This is a genomic window from Paraburkholderia sp. BL25I1N1 (genome assembly GCF_003002025.1).
GTDB lineage: Bacteria > Pseudomonadota > Gammaproteobacteria > Burkholderiales > Burkholderiaceae > Paraburkholderia.
Window position 1 is genome coordinate 23,808 of the sequence record NZ_PVZB01000008.1, and the last position, 14,446, is coordinate 38,253.

Below are 14,446 nucleotides of genomic sequence, written 5' to 3' on the forward strand. Positions count from 1 at the left end.
AGGCGAGCGGGGAGCGCCCGCGGCGCGGCGCGGTGGACGGAACCGGCGGGCACGCCTGAAAGCGTACGCGCACGGTGGACGACGGCGATGACCGGCATGTTCGAAGCCTACCCCGTAGATGAATCCGCGCGGCTTCGTGGATCGGGCTGGTCCCTTGCCGCGCATGTGATTCCGCGAACGCCTTCCGCCACGCGTGGTACGCATGGTTTGGCTGGGTGCCCTCGCGGCAGATGCGTCCGAACATGGCGGACGCATTTTTATCATGGCGCTGATTCTCGAAGCAAAACGGCGGAAAGGCAACTCGCCAATTCCACTTTCATTAAAGAGATTTTCTCATTAAATTCTATTTATGAAAATATTTTGGTAGATTCAGAAGGAATTTCCAGTTTCCATGCCTTTGTGTACGTTTGCGCTTCTCGATTCGTCGCTGTTTTAAAGCAGACAAATAAGCGGCGGGTCGCTGGCAGCTGAAAGCGTCCGCGCGCCAGTCCGTTTGCCGCGGGTAGCTTCTACTGCCGCTCCGTGTCTATCCTTCTCGTATGATGCTGACTCCCGGCCTCTGCGTCCCGAACGACCTTCGCTTTAACGACAATGACACCAGACCGGTTCGAACCGCCGCCCGCGAGCCGCCTTGCCGCCAGCCGGCAGGACGAGGCGTTGTTCCCCGCCGTGCCGGAACAGAACTTCCATGTGCGGCGCATTACGCTGATCGCGCTGTTGATCGTGGCGATCGTCCTGCCGTGCGTGTACGTCGCGGCCATGGCTATTAGCGATTTGCGCACGCGCGATGCCGACGCCACCGACATGACGCTGCGCACCGTGCGGATCGCCGAAGAACACGCGCTGAAAGTGTTCGACATGAACGAGACGCTCGATGCGCGCATCGTCGATCTGACCGAGGGGCTCGACGACGACGGCATTCGGGCCCGCGAAGCCGCCATTCACGAGAAGCTGCGCGTCATGGGCGGCGGCTATCCGCAAGTGGCGGCCGTGTCGATCTTCGGGCGCGACGGCGCCTTGCTTGCCAGCAGCCGCTACCTGCCGTCGCCGGCCATCTCGGTTGGCGAGCGTGAGGATTTCGTCGGCATTCGCGACGGCAAGAACCTCGAGCACGTGTCGAAGGTCATGACTGGGCACGTGGCCGGCGAGCAGGTGTTCAACATGGGCGTCGAACGGCCCGGCGCCGACGGCTCGTTCGCCGGCGTGGTTTCGGTCGCGCTGCGGCCGAGCTATTTCGACGCGTTTTACCGCGAACTGCTCGGCGGCACCGGCAGCAGCAACGGCACGCCGATGACCATGAGCCTCGTGCGCGCGGACGGTTCGATCCTCGCGCACTATCCGCGCACGCCGCGCGAGCCGACCGCCATGGCGCCGCACACGCCCTTCGCCGAAGCCCTCGCGCAGGGGCGACGGGCCGGCGTAGTGCGCATGCATTCGAATGTCGACGGCGAAGATCTGATCCTCGCGTTCCGCCACGTCGGTTCGTATCCCGTGTACGTGGTGTGCGGCTATCGCGCCTCGGCGATCTGGGCTGCGTGGTACCGGCACCTCGGCGTGCTGATCCTGTCGATGTTCTCGCCGTCCATCGCGTTGTGGTGCGTGATCTGGCTGTCGCTGCGCCGCCTCGGCGCCGAACAGGAAGCGTGGGAACGCTGGCAGGCCGAAGCGTCCATGCGCCGCTCGATCGAATCCGCGTATCGTCAGTCGCGCAAGATGGAAGCGCTGGGCACGCTGGTCGGCAGCGTCGCGCACGACTTCAACAATCTGCTGATGATCCTGTCGGCCAATGTGCAGATCGCGCGGCGGCGCGGCATAACGGGTCTGGACCGCGAATTGTCGGCAATGGAGCGGGCGCTCAAGAGCGGTCAGTCGCTTACGCGGCAATTGCTCGGCGTGGCGCGCAAGCAGCCTTTACGCAACGAGACGCTGTCGCTCGAACGCTGGCTGCCGGCGTGCCGCGATCTGCTGCGCGCCTCGCTCGGCGCGAAGGTGTCGCTGGTGATCGATATCGGCGTCGAGATCTGGCCGATGCGCGTCGACGTCGCCGAACTGGAGCTTGCGCTCATCAACGTTGCGGTGAACGCGCGCGACGCCATGCCTAACGGCGGGCGCTTCACCGTGCGCGCGACCAATATCCATTTCCGGCACGAAGACGGCTTTCCGCTGACGGGCGACTTCGTGCAACTGTCGCTCGAAGATACCGGCGCGGGCATGGCGCCCGAAGTGCTCGCCCGCGCCTTCGAACCGCTGTTCACGACCAAGCCGAAAGGCATGGGCACGGGCCTCGGCTTGCCGCAGGTTTTCGCGTTCTGCGAGCGCTCCGGCGGCCTTGCCGCAATCGACAGCGCAGTCGGCGCGGGCACGTCCGTGCGTCTCTATCTGCCGCGAGCCACAGCCGAGCCGGAGGTCGACGGACCGCCGGACTCCGGCGCCGAGGAGAACGGCGCGCCGCCGGGCTTGCGCATTCTGCTGGTCGAGGACAACGAGGAAGTGGCCGCCGGCACCGAAGCCCTGCTGCAGATGATGGGCCATCAGGTGACGTGCGTGTTCAACGCCGACGCCGCGCTGCGCCTCTTCGACGACGCCCACGCGCGGCGAGCGCGCACCGGCGAACCGCTGCCGTTCGATCTGGTGCTGTCCGACATCCATATGCCCGGCACCCTGAACGGCATCGATCTGGCTGAGGCGGTGCTCGCATTCGACACCAAACTGCCGGTCATTCTGGTGACGGGCTACGCCGAAGAACTCGACCGGGCGCGCCACGTCGATTTGCGGGTGCTTTCCAAGCCTTTCGATATCGGTTTGCTGGAAGAACTCCTGCAAACGATCCAGCGCGATCTGACGCAAACGGGCGCCGACCCGGCGGCGCATCCGGCGGAGTAAGGCCGGCGCTGGCGAGCGCGGGACGAAGTCTTACATTTACCGGTGGTTGTAAAAGCGCGGCGCGCTTACGCCACGCTTTCTGTGCCGGCGCCGCGCACGAGTAGGCGCCAGCGGGCGCGCAGGCCCGCCGCACGCGGCCCGGCATGATCGTTGCGGCGAAATAGGGCATGGAGGGCGGCGCGCCAATGCGTCGTCCGTTGTGCCTAAATACGTCGGGAGACAGCCATGCGACACACCGTGATTGGTTTATTCGACACCTACGCGCAAGCGGAAGCAGCGCGCGATTCGCTCGTCCAGACAGGTTTCGGCCGCGAAACGATCGAATTGCAGGCGAATCCGGAACCGTCGGTCGGCTCCGCCACTGACGAAGTTGCCGGTTCGGGCGTGCTGGCGAATATCGAGCGCTTCCTGTCGAGCCTGTTTGCAAGCGGTCCACGCTCAACGGAAACGGCACGCTACACCGAAGCCGTCCGCCGCGGCGCCGTGCTGGTGTGCGTCAACGCGGTGAGCGAAGCTCACGCGGACCTCGCTCGCGATACTTTGACGAGACTCGGCGCGACCGACATCGGCGAACGCGCTCCCGATTGGGACGCGCCGGTCGACGAAACCGGACGCGAGCATTCTGTCCTTGATGAACTCGGCATCGGCGCGGCGACGCCGGGCACGCCGCGTACGTCGAGCGTCCCGAAGCAGGCCGCGACCGCAGCCGCTGCGGACGCGGCAGCGACAGGACGGCCTGCCACGATGGCCGAGCCGCGATACGCAGTGCCGCCCGGAAGCACCGATGCCGAGCCGTTCGTGCCGCCGCCGCTCAGCGAACGGCCTGTGATCGATCCGATCAACGAACCGGTGACGGATCCGCTGGTCGGCGACGTGGGCCGTAGCGCGATCGCCGCCGGGTCGATGCCGGGTTCGGGCGCGGTCATGCAGCCGTCCGAAGTCGTTTCCGAAGCGGGACAACCGCACGCCGGCTTAGGCGCGCAGATGCCGAACGAGTATCTCGAGTACGAGGAAGATTTCCGCGCGCACTACGACGAACAGTACGCCGCCGAAAACGCGCGTTACGAAGACTATGTACCGGCGTACCGCTATGGCGCGGAGATCGGCAAGGACATGCGCTATCGCGACCAGCCGTGGGACGACGTCGAGCCGGAAGCACGGCGCCATTGGGAAAGCACGTCGCCGGATAGCACCTGGGAGCGCTTCAAGCTAGCCGTGCGTCACGGCTGGGAGCGGGTGACGGGGCATCATCACGTCTGAGCATGAAAGCGATCGCGGCGGCAGGCCGTGCGGTTACGGCATGCCGCCGCCTTCGGTTTTGCGATCCCCTTGATTCTCTCTCGCGACGTTGCCGCGCAGGCGCTCTTAAGCAGCGCCTCGATGTTTAACCCACGCAGCGTAGCGATCCATGAAAGTTTGCAGAAACTTACGCGTACCGTCGTTCAGGATCTCGCCTTTTTCGTTGATGACCGCGGGATCGTGCTTGATGAACACCTCGGGTTGCCCGAGCACCGCGACATCCAGATATGCCAGCACGTTGCGCAGATGCTGTTGCGCCAACGCCGTGCCGGTCGCGCCGACCGACGTGCCGATCACCGCGCCGGGTTTGCCGCCCCAGGAATTGGTGCCCCACGGGCGGGAACCCCAATCCAGCGCATTTTTCAGCACGCCGGGCATGGAGCGGTTGTATTCGGGGGTGACGAACAGCAGGCCGTCGGCCGCTTCAATGCGCTGCTTCAAATGCTTGCCCGCTTCCGGGTAGTCGGCGTCGTAGTCCTGGCTGTAGAGCGGCAACGAACCGATATCGATGAATTCGAAGCTGAAGTCGGGCGGCGCCAGTGAAATCACCGCTTGCGCCAACTGCCGGTTGAACGACTCCCGCCGCAAGCTGCCGACGACGACTGCAATGTGATAGGCCATGATCCGCTTCCTTGTGTAAGGCGCTCGACGCGCAAAAGGGTACGAACTGTCCATCATAGGCAAAAGCCAGGCGGGCGGGGACGGTGGCACCAAAATAGCAGCGGCAAGACTTTTGGGGCACGTACGACGGGAGGTACGTTGTGGATAACTTTCTATCGCACAAAGTTATCCACAGATTCTCTGAATAACTTTGTGGATAACTGGTACTTTTGCCTTGTCAATCAAGCATGCTTTCGGCCTAGGACGTTTTGAGGCAAAAGGGTGTCTGCTACCGCCCTGTTTCGACAGAAATCGATGCGTCAGGCATAAATGACCGATCGCGTGCGCCGCGTCAGCGCGTTAAATTGCTGGAGGATAAAGTCATGACTTCGAGTTACGCAGGTAAATCCCACGATGAAGCAGTCGCCGCTCGTAAGAAGGAAAAGCAGCGGGCACAGGAACAGGCGGGGGGCGAGATGGCCGTCGACGGTACAGCGGCGGACGCCACGCATAGCAGCGGCGAGTTGTCCGAACGTGGCAAGGACGTGTGGCGCCGCGGCAGCGGCATGGATGGCGGCGGGAAGATTTAGTCGCCGGCAGCGCGGCGGGCCCTGCGCATTGCGCCGTTACGCTGCCCTTACGTTTGGTGACTTGCGGCGGCGGAGTGGCGACTCGCCCGGCCGCTCAGGTTGTGGCGTTGCGTCTTACCGTCCTACCGCGGTTGCGTCACGAGATTGCCTCGTCCCGCTTACAGTAAGTCATTCCGGCACTGCAATGTCGCCATCTACCAACTGCCAGCCATAGGCTTCGGCGAACGACTGCGCCGCTGCGGCATCTTCGAAAAAGGGCATGTCGGCGTGCCCACGAAACGGGTAGATGACCCGCTCGTCGCTCAAGCGAATCACTTTCAGCGTCGGCAAGGTGCCGCTCGAAGTGCGGCGCGAGGACGCCATCACCTGATAGTTCGCGCGCCCCGTGAGGGCGGGAAGATTCGCGCTCTGCGAGCGCCTGGTAGCTTGACTAGCCATTGGTGCGCGCATCAGAGTCCGGCGATCGACTGGCCGGCAACCATGCCGTCGATGACCTGCTCTGCGTAGCTGGTTGAAGCAATGCGCGCGTCGCCAGCCGCGCCGAACGGCGAACGACTCGGCACGCGAAACACGCGGCTGCTGGTCATTGTGTCGTCGGTGCCGCGCCGGCAGATTCGCACGGCGGCATCGAAGCCCGAATCGTAGTGGCGGATGCCGTCGAGACCGCTTGGCTGGTGCGGATACACCAACGGATAGATCTCGAGACCTCGATAACTTCTGATTGTATTGCCCATGATGCTCGTCTCCGGTGAACGCTTTCGTGGAACGTGGCTTGGTTGCCGGGCGCATGCCCGACAAAACGCGGCGTACCAGCGAAACCTGGTGTTGATCGACGATGCGCGTAAAGAACGGCCGATTCAATAGGCCAGGTTGACGACACCGCGAAGCTGCTTTGGAGGAAGGGACCCTGTTCGGTTCAGGGCGCTGTGATGCGAGGCGTTTGCGTCAGAGACTGCGCGTAGGCGCAGGAGAACTGCAAGCTGTTGACCCACTGTAACACGTTAGTAGGGTGACCATTGAATGCATTTGCGTGCCGGGCGCGAGTGTTGCTTCGGAGTGCCGGGTATTGTTTCCGCTCGTGAGATGCGCCGCGTCCCTCGGACCCCGTCTTTCTGGATTTCTTCGCCTGATGGCAGTTGCCGGGTTGGTTGGGGCGCTTGCCTCACTGGGCGGGATACTTGGGCTAGCATCGAGTCGTGGCCTGGTTTTTCTGGCTCAAAAGCGAAAAGGCGCCATTGGCGCCCTTCTTTTTGACTTCGGAAGCTTCCTCGTCGACGGGTTCGCGCCCGCCAGCCGATCAGTTGCCGAAGAACACGTTGCAGTACGAGGCCGGGCCGTTGCATTGCGACGGAGCGGCGGCGTGAGCAGCGCCGGAAGCGGCGGCAAACAGGGCGACGGATGCGATCAGGGCGGAAAGAATGCGTTTCATGGTGCTGCTCCTCAGCGTTTGGTTCGCGATCTGGGGCGATCGATGGACTGAAGAATATCGACTGATCGTCGGCTGAAAAACAGCGAAGACAATAAGACTTTATTTCAATTCATGAAATAATCTGGCCGACTGACTTGTGCAAGTTTGAGCCTCTACCGACGGCGGGCATTCCTTGTGCAGCCGTGCGCCACTGGCACTGCTACTGGTGCGATTTCAATTTTTGCAATAATCTATTGTTGCTGTCATAACGGTGCGCGTGGTGCGACTAACTGGGTCTGGTCATCGCTCAAGGTCGGGCTTATGTTCAATACCGATTCGATTGCGCAGGCGCTCGCGGGAGAATGGCGCACACGCTCAGCCACAGTGCGAGGACAACCACCCGCTTATGTATCGCTACCATCAAACAAAAAACACGCGCGAGAAAGCGTTGCGTCGACGGGGTCGTCCATGGCGCAAGTAGGCGCGCCGGCGCTCGACGATCCCGTTTATCTGACGCAACTGCGACGCGATCTGGTGCGCTTCGCCCGTTTGCAACTGCGCGATGCCGCCGCCGCGGAAGACGCCGTCCAGGAAGCGCTCGCCGCGGCATGGACGCAAGCCGACCGATTCGCCGCGCAATCGGAACACAAGACCTGGGTGTTCGGCATCCTGCGGCACAAACTCGTCGACACCCTGCGCGCCCGGCGACGCACGATCAACCTGTCGGCGCTCGAGTCCGAGCTCGACGGTGAAGGCTTGCTCGATCGCGATCTGTTCAAAGACAACGGGCATTGGTCGCGCGAAAGCAAGCCGCGCCCGTGGCCGACGCCTGAAACCGTGCTGCGTCAGCAACAGTTCTGGACCTTGTTCGAGATGTGCCTGGAACGCTTGCCTGAGCACATCGGACGCGTGTTCATGATGCGCGAATTCCTCGATCTCGAGACCGAGGCGATTTGCGCTGAATTGCAGATGACCGCCAATCATTGCAGCGTGCTGATCTATCGCGCGCGGCTGCGCTTGCGCACTTGCCTGAGCGAAAAGGGCCTATCCAGCGAGGACGCAAATGGGGAAATGTAAGCACATCACGCGCTTGTTGTCCGACGCGCTCGACCGCTCCTTGACGACCGGCGAGTGGGTCGCGATCCGTCTGCATCTGCCGACCTGCAGTGGCTGCCGCAACTATCGAAAGCAGATCCGTCTGCTGCGCGTGGCGGCGCATACGGTCAGCGGAATCGCGGCGCCGGGTGCGGTGAATAACGACGATTGAAGCGCACGGTGAGCACGGCACGCGAGCTGCGCCGTGCTTTGGTGTCACGGCGCGTGTGAACGCGCCATCTGAGCTAGCGTTCGCCGGGCGGCGTGTCCCGATACCGCTCGAAGAAACGCGCGTGCGACGCTTCATCGATCGAAACGGGATGTGGAGTGGTACCGGCCGGATGCTTCTCCAGTTGCGCGCGCGTGCGCACCGGCCGATGCTGGAAATTACCGCCGCAATTCGGACATACGTTGCGCAGCGTAGTGAGCGCACACATTTCGCAGAAGGTGCACTCGTACGTGCAAATCATCGCATCGGACGCGTTCGGCGGCAGTGACTTGCCGCATCCTTCACAGGACGGTCTCAGTTCTAGCATGGTGGCTCCGCGTTTTCAGGGAGGCGCGCTGCGGGACCGCAGTTCGCTTGCCGGGCAGTGTAAGCGGCGCCGGCCGCCCGGAATGGACAGCCGTGCATCAATTCCTGCCAACGCCGCGAGAGCCTCGAGCGGCGTCAAGTCAGCACCGTCCACAACACGAGCGTGAGTGCGAGGCCGACGACGGACACGATCGTCTGCAACACCGACCACACCAGCACGGTCTGTTTCAATTGCAGGCCGAAATACTCGCGGACCATCCAGAAGCCCGCATCGTTCACGTGGCAGAAGAACACCGACCCCGCGCCGATGGCGAGTGCCATCAGCGAATTGTGCGTCGTGCTCAGACCGGCGACGACCGGCGCGACGATGCCGGCGGTTGTCGTCGTGGCGACCGTTGCCGAGCCCGTCGCCTGGCGCAGTGCGACGGCGATCAGCCACGCCAGCAGAATCAGCGGCATGTGCGCGCCGACCGCGATCTTGCCGATGGTCGAACTGATGCCGGCCACGACGAGCGCCTGCTTCAGACCGCCGCCGGCGCCGATGGTCAGCAGCAGCGCGGCGATCGGCGGCAGGCTCTTGCGCAGAATCCCGCCGACGCGCTCGCGCGCCATGCCCCGCGACCATCCCAGCGCCACCACGGCAAACAGCACGGTGAGGCCGAGCGCGATCAGTGGCTCACCCAAAAAATTCAGCGTGTTGAAAAGGAACGTTTCGGGCTGGAGCAGCAGCTTGGCAACCGTGCGCCCTAGCATCAACACGACGGGCAACAGGATCGTGATGAGCGAGATCGCGAAACTCGGCGGCTCGCCGGTGTCTTGTTTGGCGCTGAAGAGCTTGCCCATTTCCTCCGGCTCGACGACGTGCATCCGTTTGGACAACCAGATGCCATAAAGCGGCCCGGCGAGAATCACCGCGGGAATAGCGACGATCAGACCAAGCGCGAGCGTCAGGCCGAGATCGGCATGCAGCGCACTCACCGCGATCAGCGGACCAGGATGCGGCGGCAGGAGCGCATGCAGCGTAGTCATGCCGGCCAGCGCCGGAATCGCGATGCGCAGGATCGGCTGCTGCGAACGGCGCGCCATCACGAAGATGATGGGCACCATCATCACGAGGCCGACTTCGAAGAAGAGCGGCAAGCCGATGATCAACGCGACGACGGCCATCATCCAAGGTAGCGTGCGTGGCGTGGAGTGTTTGAGAATGGTCGAGACGAGCCGGTCGGCCGCGCCGGATTCAGCCATGAGCGCACCGAGCATGGCGCCGAGCGCAATGATGATGCCGACGTCACCAAGCAACGCACCGGCGCCTTTACTGAATGCACTGGCAACGGCCTCCAGCGGCAGGCCGGCTGCAAAACCCGCGGCGAACGTGCCGACCAGAATCGACAGGAATGGCGCGAGTTTCAACACACTGATGAAAACGATGATCAGTGCGAGTCCGAGCACGCACGACAGAATGAGCTGGGTGTCGTGGGATGACCACGGGGCGAGTGTTGTCGTCAGATGCACGGTGTTCCTTTTTGTCGAATGACGCGGCCGCGGCCGGGCGCGGACGATGAATTGTAGCGGCCGCTTCAGAATCGACGCAGTTAGGCAGGCAAAACACAGTCCGTCCTGCTTCGTTTTATCCGCGTGATTTGCTTATGCGAATTTATCGGTTCGTCCAGGCTTGCATACGAACTATCGTCGGAGCCAATCGGTCCGTTTTGCGTCCGTCTTTTTCATGAGCCCTCTCATGTCACGTCATCCGCTGTTCACGCGCCGCTCGTTCATTGCCGGCGTGGGCGCAACGTTCGCCGCCGCCACGCTGCCCGTCATCTCCACGTCCGTTTTTGCCGCCGAAGCGAACGCACAGGAATTTCGCATCGGTTATCAGAAAGCTGCCAATACGCTCGTGTTGCTAAAGGCGCACGGCACGCTCGAAAAACGGCTTGCGCCGCTCGGCATTACCGTCAAATGGACTGAGTTTCCCGCCGGACCGCAGTTGCTTGAAGGACTGAACGTCGGCGCCATCGACTTCGGCTATGTCGGCGAGGCGCCGCCCGTGTTCGCGCAGGCCGCCGGCGCGAATTTCGTCTACGTCGCCTATGAGGTCCCGACGCCGCATGCCGAAGGCATCCTCGTGCATCAGGATGCGTCGGTCAAAACGCTGGCCGATCTGAAGGGCAAGAAAATCGCCTTCAACAAAGGTTCGGATGTGCACTGGTTTCTTGTCGCCGCGCTGCAGAAAGCCGGCGTGAAGTACAGCGAGATTCAACCGGTCTATCTGGCGCCGGCGGATGCGCGCGCCGCCTTCGAACGCGGGGCGATCGATGCATGGGCGATCTGGGATCCCTTTCTCGAAGCAGCGAAGCGCCAGTCGAACGCGCGCTTGCTCACGGATGCCGACGGCATTGTGAGCCATCACCAGTTCTTCCTAAGCGCGCGGTCGTTCGCGGAGCGAAACGCCAATGTGCTCGCGATCACGATGGACGAAGTGGGCAAAGAAGGCGCTTGGGTGCGCGGGCATTACAGCGAGGCCGCCGCGCAGCTCGCGCCGATTCAGGGGCTCGACGCGGGCGTGATCGAAGCGGGTTTGCGGCACTACGCGCACGTGTACAAACCCGTCGATGCGAACGTGCTTGCGGAACAGCAACGTATCGCCGATACCTTTAGCGAGTTGCGCATTATTCCGACGAAGATCGTGACCAGGGATGCGGCGTTGCCAGGTAGCAAAGTGTAGTTTGCTAGCTTGGCACTCTGCTTCGATTTGAGCGCTTTGTTACGCCATTCAGGCGAATAACGTGGCAACGTTTTCCGGCGGGCGACCGATTATGGCTCGCCCGTTTCGCACGACGATCGGCCGTTGCAGAAGGATCGGATGTTTTGCCAAAGCTTCGTATAACTGAGTGTCGGTCAATGCTGTGTTGGAAAGCTGGAGTTCCTTATATTCGGGTTCGCTATCGCGAAGCATTTCACGGACGGTGCAGCGTAGTTGAGCGTTGAGTTGCTTGAGTTGTTCGGCTGTGAGTGGATGCTTCAGATATTCGACGATTTCTGTGGCTTCGTTTGCGCTGTTGTAGGTGGTGGCGATTAGCTCGCAGGCGGCGCGCGATTTCGAGCAACGGGGGTTGTGGTAGATCGTGATCATGGGTTTGCGGCGGTGGTTTGGAGGCGAGTGCGCGCGGCGGCAGTCGGGTGGGATTTTAGCGGGTGCGGAGTTGGATGGTTGAGGGTTGCGGTGGAGGTTTGTATTTGCCGGTTGCGCGATGCGCAGTGGATGCGGATTCGGGTGCGAGACGATTGCGTAATCGCATGGCGAGCGTGGTGTCCACATTGGGCTGAGTCCTCGCGTGGAGGAGGTGCCTTTTCTATTTGCTTCGTTTTTGGATTTATTGTTCGGCTGCGAAGGGTGCTGGGCACGGCGGGCACGTTGGGTTCTGTCAATCACCCGGGGTGTGATGGAACTTGAGCGGTTCCGACAGGGTGCGGCGCGAAGGCAGGACCCGCGAATAGCCCACCGGTTCGATTGATCGGTCAGTAGGTTGGCAAAGCGGCGACTGCGTGTGTACGGCGCGCCGGTCTCTCACGCTTGCGTTTCGCGGTTTATGCGCATAAACCGTGCGACCGGCATTCTGCGATAGGCCACGTCTCAAGCTCCGCGTTCTCCAGTCGGGGCACGCCCGCCTATGAACGTCGCCGGAGCTGTGGGCGTGTCTGACGGCAGCTCTCAGGCAACTCGGCTCGGCGCTTGCTGACCGCGTCGGTGCTCTGAGCTACGAGGCCGGCGCGCTCTTGGGCAAACAGATCGTCAAAGCAGGGCCCTGCTGCGACGACTTTATGCGCATAAATCTTGAGGCCAATTCCGTCGGCCTATCACGCGTTCACCGCTGATGCGTATCACACAACCAACCACCTCCGACTGCCAGATACAGCGTTCCGGACTGTCCACGCGCAAGCAGTTTGGCGCCGCGCCCACCAAACCCCTTGAGTCCGCTGAACGTTTGAGCGGCTGTCAATCCGCAGCCAATCAGGATCACTGAAGCGCGCAACAAGCGCCGGTTTGGTCGGCCACTACGTCTCCCCTTAGTGGCCGTTGGCCACCCCAGCCGCGGCAGAGCGCCGCGCGACTTCCTTCTTTATGCGCATAAACCTATCCCGAATGGCTAATCCTTCTCGTGTTTACACAAAAACGATTGATATACAAATTCATCCAGGTAAAATCCATCTGCGTCTAAAAAGAGGAGGTGAAGATTGGCAGCGGAAATCATCGCGGTAACACAGCAAAAGGGCGGGGTCGGGAAGAGCACAATCGCGATGCACCTCGGCGCTGCGTTTCATGAGAAAGGCAAACGCGTCCTCGTCGTAGACGCAGACGGTCAAAACACGCTGATCCACTGGGCCAGTGCATCATCAGACGGCGACACCGGCATCCCCTTTCCCGTCGTCAACCTGTCCGAAGCAGGCAGCCAGATTCATCGGGAGATCAAGAAGTTCGTGTCTGACTACGACATCATCGTCGTCGACTGTCCGCCTTCTATCACCGAGAAAGTCTCCGGAGTCGTCCTTCTCGCCGCAAGCGTCGCGGTGATTCCGACCTCGTCGTCCCCCGCCGACTACTGGTCAAGTATCGGGTTGGTGAAACTCGTCCAGCAGGCTCAGGTCATGAACGAAGACCTGCGTGCGGTCTTCCTCCTCAACAAGACCGAAGAAAAACGGATGCTGACGCGCGAACTGAAGCGCGCGTTGGAGGAGCTCGGATTCCCGTTGCTCAAGACACAGATCCCCACACGTGAGGCCTACAAGCAGGCCATGGCGTTAGGGCAAACAGTGCTTCAGATGAATGATCGCGGCGCCAAACTGGCTGCCATCGAAGTACGGGCGTGCGCGAATGAGATCGCCGCCTTGCTCCCGTGAAATTTATGCGCATAAAGGACCCTGAATGAAACCCTCCCAATTCGCCAAAGGCTTTCAAGCACGTCCTGATTCAACCAGCAGCGAAAAGCGAACCGCCCTCGATCGACTGAACGCTATCGACGGCCTGGTCAAGAATGATCCGAAGAGTAGCGACGCGGTGAGACGCACCATCGCGCCAGTCATGCCGTCGCAGAGCGTTGCCGAAGTCGACGTCGCTGACGCCGCCAATGAATCGGCGGCCTATCGCACGTGGCGCAACGAGCACGGCTACCGACCGGGCCAGGTGATCGCTCTGCCGCTTAAGGCGATCAAGCCGAGCCCGTTCAATCCGCGGCACTTCTATCTGAAATCGTCGATTGCCGAACTCGCTGTCAATCTGGCGAAGCAGGGCCAGCAGCAGGCGATTCATGTCATCCCGGATTACGACAATCCCGGCACCTACTACGTCAGCGATGGCGGGCGGCGGGTACGGGCGCTGAAAGAAGCGAACAAGGAAACGGTGAAGGCGATCGTCATCGATCTGCCGATCGGTATCCAGAGTTACAAGCTTGGCTACGACCTCAACGTCCAGCGCGATTCGCAGACGGTGTTCGACAACGCGGTTGTATGGAAACGCTTTCTCGACGACCGGCATTTCCAGAGTCAGAAGGAGCTTGCCGAACACCTCGGGCTAGACGAGTCGACGGTTGCGGTCGCCTTGTCGATCGCCAAATTGCCTGAGGTCGTCATGCACGAGATGGTCGCGCGACCAGACCGCTTCGGCTCGAACATGGCGTATCAGGTGGGTCGTTATCACACCGCCCGCGGCGCCGACGCAACGCTACGCCTGATCAACAAGATCCTCTCGGACGACCTGAGTACACGGCAAGTTGCGGACATCGTCAAGGGAAGAGCGACCGCCCAGGAAAGCACCAAACCTGCGGGCCGTCAACGCTACGCTCAGCGTCTGGAAATCAAACTCGACGGCGTGTCTGTCGGCGATCTCAAATCGTATGGGGATGATCGAATCGAACTGCGCTTGAAGGGGCTCACGCGCGAAAAGCGCGACGACATACTTCGCCAGATTGAAAAGATGCTGAAGTAGGAAAGACCGGTAGAGCGATGGGGCCGGCATCCGACAGCCGCGCCCCACTCAGT

At 61.8% G+C, this 14,446-nt stretch carries 16 protein-coding genes; 9 read left to right on the forward strand and 7 right to left on the reverse strand.

The window, feature by feature from the left end:
• Positions 1-96: 96 nt before the first annotated feature.
• The 3 genes from B0G73_RS40010 (at position 97) to B0G73_RS13525 (ending at position 4,143) form a co-directional block, all read left to right on the forward strand.
• Positions 97-471 carry a hypothetical protein gene (locus B0G73_RS40010; protein ID WP_146144174.1) on the forward strand — a complete coding sequence of 125 codons (375 nt, stop codon included), beginning with the start codon at positions 97-99 and terminating at the stop codon, positions 469-471.
• 120 nt (positions 472-591) lie between these two features.
• Positions 592-2,883 (forward strand): hybrid sensor histidine kinase/response regulator, encoded by a 2,292-nt coding sequence (locus B0G73_RS13520; RefSeq protein WP_106281488.1) that lies wholly within the window; start codon positions 592-594, stop codon positions 2,881-2,883.
• Between the two features lie 225 nt (positions 2,884-3,108).
• Entirely contained in the window at positions 3,109-4,143 is a 1,035-nt protein-coding gene (locus B0G73_RS13525) for a hypothetical protein (protein ID WP_106281489.1), read from the forward strand.
• 105 nt (positions 4,144-4,248) lie between these two features.
• On the opposite strand, the gene B0G73_RS13530 is transcribed toward B0G73_RS13525, so the two are convergent.
• Positions 4,249-4,803 (reverse strand): NADPH-dependent FMN reductase, encoded by a 555-nt coding sequence (locus B0G73_RS13530; protein ID WP_106281491.1) that lies wholly within the window; start codon positions 4,801-4,803, stop codon positions 4,249-4,251.
• Between the two features lie 362 nt (positions 4,804-5,165).
• Between B0G73_RS13530 and B0G73_RS13535 the strand changes: the two genes are divergently transcribed.
• Positions 5,166-5,372 carry a hypothetical protein gene (locus tag B0G73_RS13535; RefSeq protein ID WP_106281493.1) on the forward strand — a complete coding sequence of 69 codons (207 nt, stop codon included), beginning with the start codon at positions 5,166-5,168 and terminating at the stop codon, positions 5,370-5,372.
• A 168-nt stretch (positions 5,373-5,540) separates the two neighbouring features.
• Here B0G73_RS13535 and B0G73_RS13540 read toward each other — a convergent pair whose 3' ends face one another.
• From B0G73_RS13540 to B0G73_RS41205, 3 genes are all read right to left on the reverse strand, one after another.
• Positions 5,541-5,810 carry a DUF6723 family protein gene (locus B0G73_RS13540; RefSeq protein WP_241974842.1) on the reverse strand — a complete coding sequence of 90 codons (270 nt, stop codon included), beginning with the start codon at positions 5,808-5,810 and terminating at the stop codon, positions 5,541-5,543.
• An 11-nt stretch (positions 5,811-5,821) separates the two neighbouring features.
• Positions 5,822-6,106 carry a hypothetical protein gene (locus tag B0G73_RS13545; protein WP_106281496.1) on the reverse strand — a complete coding sequence of 95 codons (285 nt, stop codon included), beginning with the start codon at positions 6,104-6,106 and terminating at the stop codon, positions 5,822-5,824.
• 563 nt (positions 6,107-6,669) lie between these two features.
• Complete coding sequence (locus tag B0G73_RS41205) at positions 6,670-6,801, reverse strand: hypothetical protein (RefSeq protein ID WP_013341997.1); 132 nt, start codon at positions 6,799-6,801, stop codon at positions 6,670-6,672.
• 447 nt (positions 6,802-7,248) lie between these two features.
• Here B0G73_RS41205 and B0G73_RS13550 point away from each other — a divergent pair, with 447 nt between their 5' ends.
• Both B0G73_RS13550 and B0G73_RS13555 read left to right on the forward strand, forming a co-directional pair.
• Complete coding sequence (locus B0G73_RS13550; protein WP_106281498.1) at positions 7,249-7,857, forward strand: RNA polymerase factor sigma-70; 609 nt, start codon at positions 7,249-7,251, stop codon at positions 7,855-7,857.
• Positions 7,844-8,047, forward strand: coding sequence for a zf-HC2 domain-containing protein (locus B0G73_RS13555; RefSeq protein ID WP_106281500.1), 204 nt, complete (start codon positions 7,844-7,846; stop codon positions 8,045-8,047). The genes B0G73_RS13550 and B0G73_RS13555 overlap by 14 nt, the downstream gene beginning before the upstream one ends.
• 73 nt (positions 8,048-8,120) lie before the next feature.
• Here the strand turns inward: B0G73_RS13555 and B0G73_RS13560 are convergent, their stop codons facing one another.
• The gene (locus B0G73_RS13560) at positions 8,121-8,411 is read right to left on the reverse strand and encodes a DUF1272 domain-containing protein (protein ID WP_106281502.1); all 291 of its coding nucleotides are present in this window, start codon (positions 8,409-8,411) and stop codon (positions 8,121-8,123) included.
• A gap of 134 nt (positions 8,412-8,545) precedes the next feature.
• Positions 8,546-9,922 carry a gluconate:H+ symporter gene (locus tag B0G73_RS13565; RefSeq protein WP_106281504.1) on the reverse strand — a complete coding sequence of 459 codons (1,377 nt, stop codon included), beginning with the start codon at positions 9,920-9,922 and terminating at the stop codon, positions 8,546-8,548.
• A 226-nt stretch (positions 9,923-10,148) separates the two neighbouring features.
• Between B0G73_RS13565 and B0G73_RS13570 the strand changes: the two genes are divergently transcribed.
• Positions 10,149-11,135, forward strand: coding sequence for a sulfonate ABC transporter substrate-binding protein (locus B0G73_RS13570; RefSeq protein ID WP_106281506.1), 987 nt, complete (start codon positions 10,149-10,151; stop codon positions 11,133-11,135).
• A gap of 48 nt (positions 11,136-11,183) precedes the next feature.
• On the opposite strand, the gene arsC is transcribed toward B0G73_RS13570, so the two are convergent.
• Positions 11,184-11,543, reverse strand: a complete 360-nt coding sequence (arsC, locus tag B0G73_RS13575) for an arsenate reductase (glutaredoxin) (protein WP_106281508.1) — start codon at positions 11,541-11,543, stop codon at positions 11,184-11,186.
• A gap of 1,103 nt (positions 11,544-12,646) precedes the next feature.
• On the opposite strand from arsC, the gene parA reads away from it, so the two are divergent.
• On the forward strand, positions 12,647-13,309 hold the full coding sequence (gene parA, locus B0G73_RS13580) for a ParA family partition ATPase (protein WP_012428795.1): 663 nt from the start codon (positions 12,647-12,649) through the stop codon (positions 13,307-13,309).
• Positions 13,310-13,334: 25 nt separating this feature from the next.
• Complete coding sequence (locus B0G73_RS13585) at positions 13,335-14,393, forward strand: ParB/RepB/Spo0J family partition protein (protein ID WP_106281510.1); 1,059 nt, start codon at positions 13,335-13,337, stop codon at positions 14,391-14,393.
• The last annotated feature ends 53 nt before the right edge of the window (positions 14,394-14,446 follow it).

Coding starts and splice junctions, on each gene's coding strand:
- B0G73_RS13535 (WP_106281493.1), top strand. CDS start 5,166: ATGACTTCGAGTTACGCAGGTAAATCCCACGATGAAGCAGTCGCCGCT.
- B0G73_RS13520 (WP_106281488.1), top strand. CDS start 592: ATGACACCAGACCGGTTCGAACCGCCGCCCGCGAGCCGCCTTGCCGCC.
- B0G73_RS13585 (WP_106281510.1), top strand. CDS start 13,335: ATGAAACCCTCCCAATTCGCCAAAGGCTTTCAAGCACGTCCTGATTCA.
- B0G73_RS13560 (WP_106281502.1), bottom strand. CDS start 8,411: ATGCTAGAACTGAGACCGTCCTGTGAAGGATGCGGCAAGTCACTGCCG.
- B0G73_RS13525 (WP_106281489.1), top strand. CDS start 3,109: ATGCGACACACCGTGATTGGTTTATTCGACACCTACGCGCAAGCGGAA.
- arsC (WP_106281508.1), bottom strand. CDS start 11,543: ATGATCACGATCTACCACAACCCCCGTTGCTCGAAATCGCGCGCCGCC.
- B0G73_RS13555 (WP_106281500.1), top strand. CDS start 7,844: ATGGGGAAATGTAAGCACATCACGCGCTTGTTGTCCGACGCGCTCGAC.
- B0G73_RS13540 (WP_241974842.1), bottom strand. CDS start 5,810: ATGGCTAGTCAAGCTACCAGGCGCTCGCAGAGCGCGAATCTTCCCGCC.
- B0G73_RS41205 (WP_013341997.1), bottom strand. CDS start 6,801: ATGAAACGCATTCTTTCCGCCCTGATCGCATCCGTCGCCCTGTTTGCC.
- B0G73_RS13530 (WP_106281491.1), bottom strand. CDS start 4,803: ATGGCCTATCACATTGCAGTCGTCGTCGGCAGCTTGCGGCGGGAGTCG.
- B0G73_RS13550 (WP_106281498.1), top strand. CDS start 7,249: ATGGCGCAAGTAGGCGCGCCGGCGCTCGACGATCCCGTTTATCTGACG.
- B0G73_RS13545 (WP_106281496.1), bottom strand. CDS start 6,106: ATGGGCAATACAATCAGAAGTTATCGAGGTCTCGAGATCTATCCGTTG.
- B0G73_RS13570 (WP_106281506.1), top strand. CDS start 10,149: ATGTCACGTCATCCGCTGTTCACGCGCCGCTCGTTCATTGCCGGCGTG.
- B0G73_RS40010 (WP_146144174.1), top strand. CDS start 97: ATGTTCGAAGCCTACCCCGTAGATGAATCCGCGCGGCTTCGTGGATCG.